Genomic DNA, 8991 nt, shown 5'->3' with positions numbered 1-8991 from the left:
CGAGGTAAATTACCAATAGAATGCTATGGACAGGAATACCCTTATAGAAATACAATCCTACGTACAAAGCATCAACGACAAACCATAAAAACCAGGTCTCAATTATCTTTTTACAAATCATCCATTGAGCGATTAAGCTAAGTATTGTGGTGATGGCGTCAATATACGGAACTTGGGAATTCGTGAAATGATTTAACAATTCAGCTGTTATCAACATACCGAAAAATGCTAGAATACTTAAAATCAGAGCCAAAGGCAGCGTAAGGTTTGTTATTGCTAAAGTTTCAGCTTCTTTATTTCGAGTCCATTGATACCAACCATAAAACATCGATAGAAAGTAAATCCCAGCCAAGGTCATATCACCGTAAATTCCTCTTAAACCATACAACACAATATTAATCGCTGTGGCTACGGCGCCAAGTGGCCACGCCCATTTATAAGCTTTGACATAAAAAACTGTAGAAAAAAAGTCAAATACAGCGCCCGAAATATCCAGGGTATGTAAAAAAAAATGCATGGGGGCAAGATACGGTGGTACTTTTACTTTGTCAAGAATGGGATCCGTGCCGATAAATCGGAACTTTCTTGTAAATTGCGCTCAATGAGATACCCGATTTGTCCAAACTTTCAGGTTAGGGAACCGTTAGTTTTGAATAGCGATCCAATCCCTTTGCACCAAGTAATATTCCAACAGTTTAGCTTCTGCACTACTTAGTTTCGGTTGCCAATCGGGACGCCACACTACCAGAGGTGGTAGCGACATTAATATCGATTCTGTTCTTTCATCCAAACTCTAAACTGAAACGAGTTCCTCGATCATACAATAAATTAAATTCCACATAGCGACCACGACAATAAATTTGAAATTTGCGTTCACGTTCACCATACGGATATTCTTTTCGCCTCTTAACAATAGCTAAATAAGCTTGTAAAAAACTATTTCCTAGAATTTTAATAAATTCAAAAATGCGCTCAAATCCCCACTTATTTAAATCATCAAAAATATCACCCCTATACCGCACTACTTTTTCGATGTTTAAAATAAAAATAATGATCGCACGCTGATTTAAATTGAAAAAAAATTTCTTTACTAAAAGAATCACAAGATTGTTTGGCTACAAGGTTCCAATAACAACAGTCTTCTTTAAATAAGTAATAAGGTATTAAATCGTATCCGCCACCGAACCACCATACCAGTTTACAATCCTCTGATTCTACAATAAAAAATTGAAAATTACCGTGAGTGCTAGGCACATAGGGATTTTTAGCGTGAATAACTAAAGAAATTTCTTCCGCGTTAAAATAAGAATCCTTTAATTCTGTATGTTTTTGAGTAGCTGAAGCGGGGTAAATTGCCGTAGACATAGTAAAAATTAACACCACCTTTCTCAATGACAGAACCATCTCTCAAAAGCCGACTTCCCCTTAGTTTTTCCCACAATACTTCTTGAAATTGAGCTTCGCCTCCATCTTCTTTTTCAAGAGCCTAACAAATTTCATTCTGCTATTTTGCCGTTCACTATTCTTTGATATATTTCATTTAAAATTATTTTTCCTATTTAAAATTATTACGTTTTCTTGGTTGATTTGACTCAGACCTTTTTGAAAAAGATTTTTCTCTGTCTGTGACAGTTGCTTATGTTCCTAAAGCGTGAGGCACAAGGGTAAAATAGGCTAATGTATTTTTTTAATATAAAAATAAAATACTTCCGAAATATGGTGGCGATAATATGCTCCACCATACCCGATACCCGATACCCGATAAACCGCTCTACTAAATTGGCAGCTTCCACATCATTCATTCCATCTCCAATACAGGCAATGCGGAAATGATTGTTTCTTCTTTTCAATTATTTCGTGTTTCCCAAGTCGATAAGTCATCGAAGAGTTTTCTTCATAGCCATAAAACTGCTTTTCTTTTTTAAAATATTATACATCAACTCCAAAAACGTATGAGGTAGGAATTCCTAGACGTTTGGAAAAAGCTTCAACCGCTCTTTTAATTCCAGCTGAAACTATATACACGGGTTTATTCCTATTTTGAAAAGTGGATATCACTTTCTCAGCATTTAGCGTTAAATTAACATAATAATCGTCTAAACCAACTACTTGCTCAGCTGTAAGTCGAACCAAATCTAAGGAGTTACGATAAATATCCAGGGTAATTTTTATGAGATTCATCGCTATTTCTGTTAACAATCGGACATCAGAATCAAAGTGATTGCTTGCTGCTAAATAGTTTATATCCTCAATGTGACTTAAGATTCCATCACAATCAAAAATAATAGTATCAAGCGGTTCTGTTAATCGCCAAATGGCAAGAAGCATTTTCCTTACTCTACCTTTAGTAAAGTGTTATTGTATACTAACTACTTACTACGCTTAACAAATAATAACGAACGTGATGAACAGCGCTACCCGATGGACTTCCCAAACTTCCTTTATATTCGCCACTGCGGAAGCAGCTGTGGGACTCGAAAATATTTTGCACTTCCCTTATTTAGCTGGATAAAATGATGGTGACGTCTTTGTTTTTTTATATCTTTGTTTTGTAATTTTGTTGGATATTCCTTTAATGACCTTGAGAGTTTTATTGGGTCGTATAGGACGTGGGTAATCCAGCACTAGCTTTGCGAAATGTATCTCTTAAAATAAAACGGAGCCTGCATTCCAAATTATTAGGTGGGGCTACCACACATACTAGCCAATTTTTTAATTTTAACTTACTAAGTCGTTATTTCAGTCTGGGTGTTAGATTACTTCATACGTGGCATTCTGGGAAAATTTCAAAATACCACAAAACTTCTAGCTATTAATAATTTCAAGAATCCATAAGATAATTCATAGCAAATGTTTGTAAGTGGCACCATCATCGTCGTAGCGACAATGTCCGTTATTATTTTAGGAATAAAACGGGGGAGCTTGAACGCACAGTGAAATTCATGTTTCTCGTCTTATAGTCTTACATATTAATTTTAATTTTAGTGATTTATCGAGCTACCACCGGATATTTCCAACAGGCAGTTATTTTCTTCTTAAACTGGATTTTCAGAAAGTCACTGCCCGAGTTCCTTTATTGGCGTTAGGTTAGGCATTTTTTAGCTTGAACATTGCCATAGGCATTATTATTATGTTTGGCACCTATTTACCGAAAAATATCTCTATCATCAGTTCCGTTCTTACCGTTTCTTTCGCTGATACAGCTATTGCGCCTATTAGCAGGATCGATTATTTTTCTTATTATATTTGCGAATCACCTCATAATTGAGTTGGGTTCAAGTTTATTTTTTTTACCTTTCCTTTTTCTTTCATCAGCTATATTTAGTTAGGAAATATTTTCGCTAGGTTATTTTTTCTTTTATTATTATTTCTAGCTTTTATCTCTACTATATCTTTATTAGAACTGGCCGTTGCTTAGCTGATAGAAAATCATCGATTTTCACGTAAGAGCGCTGTCACACTCTCAGGATTCTTCTCTTAAATATTGAGTTTTGGCATCCTTTTTTCTTTCATTTCAGTCACCAAGAGTATTTTCATCTTTTTAACGTGACCTTTTTTTAAGGAATTGACTTCATTACTTCGGGTATCATGCTCCCCGCTAGTGGCTCTTAATTGCTATTTTTACAGGTTGGCTACTGCCAGCGCATTTAATTCAAAAAACTATAGGGTGGAATTCTACAAATTTTTGGTTTCGTTGTTGGCGATCGAGTAAACGATATTTGACGCCCGTTGTCATTGGCTTAATTCTATTAATGTCATTGAAAATTTTATAATGATTTATAAAATACTTTTATTAGATAACATATCCTTTTATAGTATTACGCAATTTGATCTCCAAAATATTCGCTATTAACTGAGTGTTCCGATCCTAATGCAATCTTAGTTCGATCATTTAATTTTCATGATAGATTTTCCTGAAAGTGTTAAAGTAGTGGAGCGCGCAGCGTCGGCGTTAACAATATTCTAGTTTCATAATTGACTTCTCCTGGTGTTCCTATGTTGAACATGCCAGGAGCAAACGCAAATACCTTAAAAGAATTAGTAATTATTATTATAATGTTAGTTAATTATCATATTTATTTAGTACTAGATTTATAGTCAATATTTGGATTGTGACGATAAAGTTATTACCCATAAGGTCAATAAAAATAAGAAACGTTTTCCGGGCTTTGAATTTCCTGGTAAAACCATGGGTATTATTGGCTTAGACAAAATTGATGTTCAAGTGGCTAATACTGCTATTCGATTAGGAATGAACGCCGTCGGTTATGATCCAGTGATAACGGTCCGGAATGCTTGGGAATTGTCTACCAATGTCATTCAAGCGGAATCAATGTGAGATGTTCTACAAAATAGTGATTTCGTTACTGTGCACGTTCCATTAACTTCATATACCAATTATCTTATCAATAAATAGACAAACCATCGCTCAAATGAAAGATAATGTCGTGCTCCTTAATTTCGTACGCGCTGAAATTTTAGATAATGAACCTTTATTAAAAAAATTATCTGATAATAAAATTAGAAATTATATCTGTGATTTTTTCTAACGTATTATTTAAGAAATATTTCCAAGTAATCTGCCTAGCTCATCTTGGTACTTCTACGAAAGAAGCTGAAGAAAATTTTGCCATAATGATTTCTGACCACCATAATAATTCCTGACCAAGTTAAAGATTATTTGAAAAATAGCCATATTCGGAATTCCGTTAATTTCCTAACAGTAAAGTTCGAACCAACAGAGGGATATCGAATTGCCATCGCTAATAAAAATATTCCCAATATGGTTGCCCAAATTTCTACTCTTTTATCTAAGGCTAATATCAATATTATTGATATGATTAATAAATCTCGCTAGGAAATTACTTATACTATGATGGATGTTAACGCCAAGATTAACGAAACATTATTGAAGCAGATTCAAGTCATTGATGACATAATCAAGGCACGTTTGCTTTAGACAAATTCTCCTTCGACGATAAGATAGTTCTAAATTAAAATTAAATATAAAAAATCATTACAATATTTAACTTATCGTTAATCATCAAGAAATATTATTGGACAAAAAATCTATGGTTTTTACTTATTTTTAGTTTTAGGTTAAAATTTTTATACTTTCTTTTAAGAAAATGAATGTAGAGAAATATTGAAATGCCATCTGATATCCAAGAACATCTTATTTCAACTTCTAATTATGGTAGTGTCGTTTCAGAAAGCGAGCGAATAAAAATCACTGTTGAAGCAGAAAGAATGCTCCATTTAAATCACAATGAACGTTTTTATTTTGCACTTAGACATACTCACAGAACCAGAAGAATTCCTATCATCACTAATGATGAAGTTACCATCGTGCATAAATCCGACCTGTATGGTGATTGGAATATTGAAACTATTGATTCGAAAAATTACTAGAGAAATGAGATTTAACTTTCAGTTCCAGTCAATGCCAAAAACAGAAAAAATGATCGAATTTTTCGTTATATTCCCAATAAGGTTACCGATATACTCAATAATCTAACAGAACCTAGTAAGGCTCTCGCACAAATGTATGTCAGCCGTTTAGCATTGTTAGAAGCCGTGCGCCGAGCTAATTCAATGGTGAACTTCAAACCCGATCCTATTTTCGCCAGAGAAGAAACACATTCTCTAAGAAAAGTGGGACTTATATCCAAGCATAAAGCATTTTCAAACCTCTCGGCGCTGCTTTTTTAGTCATTTATATTTATCAATCCGTTGTTGGTCTGTTGACTGAGAACAATACGGATAAACGTGTGGAATATCCTTGGTGGTTGTTATTGATAAGCGGAGCTCTCGTGCCTTTAATCAGTCGATATCTGGTTCCCATTCAATTTAAATACGCCAATCTAATATTCAGCCCACTCAATAAGGAGAAGTTAAATCTTTTATATTGGGATTCGGAAGCTATTAAGAAGCTATTACTCTTTTTTTAAAAGAAAAATTTAGTTTTACAGTGGATTTTCGAAATCTACCAGAGCAGGTAATTCAATCCGATGCCCTACCCTATATGGCGACAAACTGGAGCTGAATTAGCCACAGCAACGAGAAGAAAAATATTAAGCGTCCTCGCCACAGAGCTTTTTGATGCTTCTGTGCTAGCCACAGTTTTATTTCGTAATTTTACTTGGGGTTTTCAGCCGGCTTTATAGGTTCGAATAGGTATTCTGGCTTTATTGGTTGTGGTGGGAGCTGCGGGTGGTCTTTTTCTCAAAGGCTTAGTTGCTGTCGCTAACGTCACTAATTTAGTAGGCGCTAACCATTGGAGGATACCCAAGAGTGGTTTCAATCGGGGGATAAAGTCAATGCCCCTCCTGAAGCACGCAGAAAATTGATGAGAACGGCATTTAAGCATTTTTTTATTGTGGAGTGTAGGCACAGACTTACCTCTATTATTTAGACTCACGCACAGTTTTGTGATAGCAACTTCGGACGTGAACTTGTTCATCAAAGGACCACTTAGTATTTTTGTGATAGCGGGCGCAGCCTGGAAAACCATGCACTTTGATATTTAAAAGATACGTGAAGCAATTGCTAATTCTCAAAGTCATCTTTTTGATACACAAGATGCTTCTGCTTCATGGGCAATCAAAGCCATGAAATGGCTCACCAGAATTCTTGGAGCAAGTATTCATATCCTAATAAACTCTGGAAAGTGTTCACCCTGGATACTTTTTATGCTTTTGGATTTTTCTTTCCAGCATTTGAAAGCCTGAAAAACCTTTACACCCATGGCATCCTGCCTCGTTTTTCAAAAAGCGACGCTTCCCTTCACCCCTATATCAAAATACTGGAAGATGTATTTTCGGAAGTGGGTTGTTTCGCCATAGTGCTTTTATCCCTGCTTATTACCATTCTACAAACGCACTAATGTCACAAGACAGCAATGACGTATCTCAAAGAATTCTTTAGAGAGTCGCGACAAGATACTCAATTAGAAGAACTGAGAGCTAACGAAGAGAGTTCTTCTCAATTTACTTATCAATTTAGTTATAATATGAGATAACTCTTTTTCACCAATTTACGCTCAAGAACAGTTTTAACAAAAGGTATGGTCAATTTACGTTTGGCGATCAACGAAGCCTGATCTAATTTATCCAATAAATTAAATAATAACGACATATCGCGTGTGTAGTAAAGCAATAAAAATTGACCAACTCCATCAGACAATTCAAAACCGCGATCATGTGCACGCATTTGTAATGCTTTTATCTTTTCCGTATCGCTTAAACCAACTACCTGGAAAACCAAACCCCAGGATAAACGCGAACGTAAATCGGCTAATTGGCAATTTAATTGCGGGGGGATATCCTTACCTGCAATAATTAATTTTGGCTCAGTGCTCTCGCGCGCCCGATTGTAAAAATGCAAAAGTGCTTCTTCCCAATCTTTTTGATTTAATACTGCGTCAATATCGTCGATACAAATGAGATGCTTTGTTTCCATGCCATGCAAAATTACTGGTGTGAGTTGCGATATCCGCAAAGGTAAATACATGGTTTCGAGCGCACGACTATTCATTTCGTGACAACAAGCTTGTAGCAAGTGAGTTCGGCCAACGCCTGGCTCTCCCCATAAATAAACGAACGATTCCCCTTTATTTTCTAATAATTCGTTTAGTGCATGTAGGACCGTTTCGTTTTTACCCGGATAAAAATTATTGAAAGTAGTTTCTTCTTGTAAATTAATTCGTAAGGGTAATTGATCTAACATTGCTAATGAAGGGGAGAAAAGTTTATCGTCATCCAAGAGTCGGAAACCGGCTGACTTGTTTTCCATCGATAAAATAAATTAGCCGCCTCTAAACCTGGATGAGAGGGAAAACCTTCCGCGATAAGATGAGAAGCGGATTTTAGAGCTTTCACTAAATCCTCTAAATTGCCGGCTGTTTTAATTTTGAGTAAAGCATATCGGCATTCATCTCGCTACTGACCGATACTTTCCGGGTAATAAATGCTTTTAAAGCGATACCACGTGAACATAATTCATCCAGAGTTTGAATGCCGGTCACTTCCATAGTAATCAGATTCTCCATGCCCTTACTATCTAAAAGTAGCAAATTGATTCGCCATGATATCTGCCACACAATTGATACTCATTCATGACGACTTAAGTAACATCGGTGCCTATTGTTTGCCATTCGTAAGAGGTACGGTTTAAAAATAACTGCCATTCTACTTGAAGCTGGCCATTAGCGTCTACAACCACTGCCAACCTGCTAGAATAGAATTGACACCGTAGCGCTTGCGAAATGAAATTATTTGTAATTGAGGATTGGAAAGCAAAGTAGAGATAGATTGGGCCACATTGGTCTGGTCTTTCAGATCCATTGCCGGAAAATAATAGGAAGACCCCGCTAAAAATGTGACCTGCTTTATCTTGCGAATCGTTGGATTCTGGCTCTCACTGGCAAGCGTTTCGGATTGAGAACCATTGGGAACGGAAACCCAGACCATTGTCAAAGGTCGGTGAGTGCTCCAAATCCCTTGGTTCGCATTCTCCAGCAAATACCTCATGGCCCGTTTATCGAACACAACCCGCAATAGTAGCCTTTGCTGACCACCCTTTTCGTCGGCCTTAGCAGGTAGCTGTATTTTTCAACATAGTTATTAATTTTAGGCAATACATCTCGAATGACCGGTAAAGTCATTATCCTCACATAACCACTAATTCGAACCAGAACTTGTTTAAGAGCTTTCGGCAAACTTTTCTGAAACATTGGGAGGGGGGGAACTGATCACTAACGGCAATCGTTGCAATTCTGATATCACGAACCTCAATGGCCCCCCCCTATCTGTAAATTAAGAGTACTGCAAGTAGTACAAGTACGATCTTTGTTTTCCGAATAGCTATCATATGGTCTTATGACTTAAAATTTTTCCAAAAAAATTATACGATTTCTCCCTTCCGTTTGTCTGCACTCTTTTGCTATCCTTTCCCCAATGTCAGAATCTAAAAAACCCTTATCTTACTCCG

15 protein-coding genes are annotated in these 8991 nt (G+C 36.3%); 5 read left to right on the top strand and 10 right to left on the bottom strand.

Going from position 1 to position 8991, the window contains the following annotated elements; genetic code table 11:
* The 6 genes from pnuC to B1F79_RS06285 all read right to left on the bottom strand — a co-directional run.
* Positions 1-517: nicotinamide riboside transporter PnuC (pnuC, locus tag B1F79_RS02030; protein ID WP_251365788.1), on the bottom strand; the 517-nt coding region annotated here is incomplete at its 3' end.
* Between the two features lie 126 nt (positions 518-643).
* Positions 644-763: a hypothetical protein gene (locus B1F79_RS06800; RefSeq protein ID WP_251365787.1), complete on the bottom strand. Its 120-nt coding sequence runs from the start codon at positions 761-763 to the stop codon at positions 644-646.
* A 19-nt stretch (positions 764-782) separates the two neighbouring features.
* Positions 783-1022: a coproporphyrinogen III oxidase gene (locus B1F79_RS06795; RefSeq protein WP_251365786.1), complete on the bottom strand. Its 240-nt coding sequence runs from the start codon at positions 1020-1022 to the stop codon at positions 783-785.
* Complete coding sequence (locus B1F79_RS06790) at positions 1012-1404, bottom strand: coproporphyrinogen III oxidase (protein ID WP_251365785.1); 393 nt, start codon at positions 1402-1404, stop codon at positions 1012-1014. The genes B1F79_RS06795 and B1F79_RS06790 overlap by 11 nt, the downstream gene beginning before the upstream one ends.
* A 525-nt stretch (positions 1405-1929) precedes the next feature.
* On the bottom strand, positions 1930-2328 hold the full coding sequence (locus tag B1F79_RS02010) for an HAD family hydrolase (protein WP_251365784.1): 399 nt from the start codon (positions 2326-2328) through the stop codon (positions 1930-1932).
* Positions 2329-2365: 37 nt separating this feature from the next.
* Positions 2366-2491 (bottom strand): hypothetical protein, encoded by a 126-nt coding sequence (locus tag B1F79_RS06285; RefSeq protein WP_285896359.1) that lies wholly within the window; start codon positions 2489-2491, stop codon positions 2366-2368.
* 1614 nt (positions 2492-4105) lie between these two features.
* On the opposite strand from B1F79_RS06285, the gene B1F79_RS02005 reads away from it, so the two are divergent.
* From B1F79_RS02005 to B1F79_RS01985, 5 genes are all read left to right on the top strand, one after another.
* Positions 4106-4339, top strand: coding sequence for an NAD(P)-dependent oxidoreductase (locus B1F79_RS02005; RefSeq protein WP_251365783.1), 234 nt, complete (start codon positions 4106-4108; stop codon positions 4337-4339).
* Positions 4340-4433: 94 nt separating this feature from the next.
* Positions 4434-4550 (top strand): NAD(P)-dependent oxidoreductase, encoded by a 117-nt coding sequence (locus B1F79_RS02000; protein ID WP_251365782.1) that lies wholly within the window; start codon positions 4434-4436, stop codon positions 4548-4550.
* A gap of 601 nt (positions 4551-5151) precedes the next feature.
* The gene (locus B1F79_RS01995) at positions 5152-5412 is read left to right on the top strand and encodes a hypothetical protein (protein ID WP_251365781.1); all 261 of its coding nucleotides are present in this window, start codon (positions 5152-5154) and stop codon (positions 5410-5412) included.
* A gap of 779 nt (positions 5413-6191) precedes the next feature.
* Positions 6192-6350 carry a hypothetical protein gene (locus B1F79_RS01990; RefSeq protein ID WP_251365780.1) on the top strand — a complete coding sequence of 53 codons (159 nt, stop codon included), beginning with the start codon at positions 6192-6194 and terminating at the stop codon, positions 6348-6350.
* A 245-nt stretch (positions 6351-6595) separates the two neighbouring features.
* Entirely contained in the window at positions 6596-6886 is a 291-nt protein-coding gene (locus tag B1F79_RS01985) for a hypothetical protein (protein WP_251365779.1), read from the top strand.
* A gap of 119 nt (positions 6887-7005) precedes the next feature.
* On the opposite strand, the gene hda is transcribed toward B1F79_RS01985, so the two are convergent.
* From hda to B1F79_RS01965, 4 genes are all read right to left on the bottom strand, one after another.
* A complete protein-coding gene (hda, locus tag B1F79_RS01980; RefSeq protein ID WP_251365790.1) occupies positions 7006-7728 on the bottom strand; it encodes a DnaA regulatory inactivator Hda in 723 nt (240 codons plus the stop codon).
* 160 nt (positions 7729-7888) lie between these two features.
* Positions 7889-8074, bottom strand: coding sequence for a hypothetical protein (locus tag B1F79_RS01975; RefSeq protein WP_251365778.1), 186 nt, complete (start codon positions 8072-8074; stop codon positions 7889-7891).
* A gap of 139 nt (positions 8075-8213) precedes the next feature.
* On the bottom strand, positions 8214-8531 hold the full coding sequence (locus B1F79_RS01970) for a DUF2066 domain-containing protein (protein ID WP_251365777.1): 318 nt from the start codon (positions 8529-8531) through the stop codon (positions 8214-8216).
* Positions 8528-8665 (bottom strand): hypothetical protein, encoded by a 138-nt coding sequence (locus B1F79_RS01965; RefSeq protein WP_251365789.1) that lies wholly within the window; start codon positions 8663-8665, stop codon positions 8528-8530. Before B1F79_RS01965 ends, B1F79_RS01970 begins: the two co-directional genes overlap by 4 nt.
* Positions 8666-8991 lie beyond the last annotated feature (326 nt).

Source organism: Coxiella-like endosymbiont of Rhipicephalus sanguineus (assembly GCF_018687865.1).
Note: the sequence above shows the minus strand (reverse complement) of the source record. Positions and strands in the feature narration are given on the sequence as shown.

Bases quoted from the DNA above. Each gene is read 5' to 3' on its own strand.
- B1F79_RS02000 (WP_251365782.1), top strand. From the start codon at position 4,434: ATGAAAGATAATGTCGTGCTCCTTAATTTCGTACGCGCTGAAATTTTA.
- B1F79_RS06790 (WP_251365785.1), bottom strand. From the start codon at position 1,404: ATGGTTCTGTCATTGAGAAAGGTGGTGTTAATTTTTACTATGTCTACG.
- B1F79_RS06800 (WP_251365787.1), bottom strand. From the start codon at position 763: ATGTCGCTACCACCTCTGGTAGTGTGGCGTCCCGATTGGCAACCGAAA.
- B1F79_RS01995 (WP_251365781.1), top strand. From the start codon at position 5,152: ATGCCATCTGATATCCAAGAACATCTTATTTCAACTTCTAATTATGGT.
- B1F79_RS01985 (WP_251365779.1), top strand. From the start codon at position 6,596: ATGGGCAATCAAAGCCATGAAATGGCTCACCAGAATTCTTGGAGCAAG.
- B1F79_RS01970 (WP_251365777.1), bottom strand. From the start codon at position 8,531: ATGAGGTATTTGCTGGAGAATGCGAACCAAGGGATTTGGAGCACTCAC.
- B1F79_RS01965 (WP_251365789.1), bottom strand. From the start codon at position 8,665: ATGACTTTACCGGTCATTCGAGATGTATTGCCTAAAATTAATAACTAT.
- hda (WP_251365790.1), bottom strand. From the start codon at position 7,728: ATGTTAGATCAATTACCCTTACGAATTAATTTACAAGAAGAAACTACT.
- B1F79_RS02010 (WP_251365784.1), bottom strand. From the start codon at position 2,328: ATGCTTCTTGCCATTTGGCGATTAACAGAACCGCTTGATACTATTATT.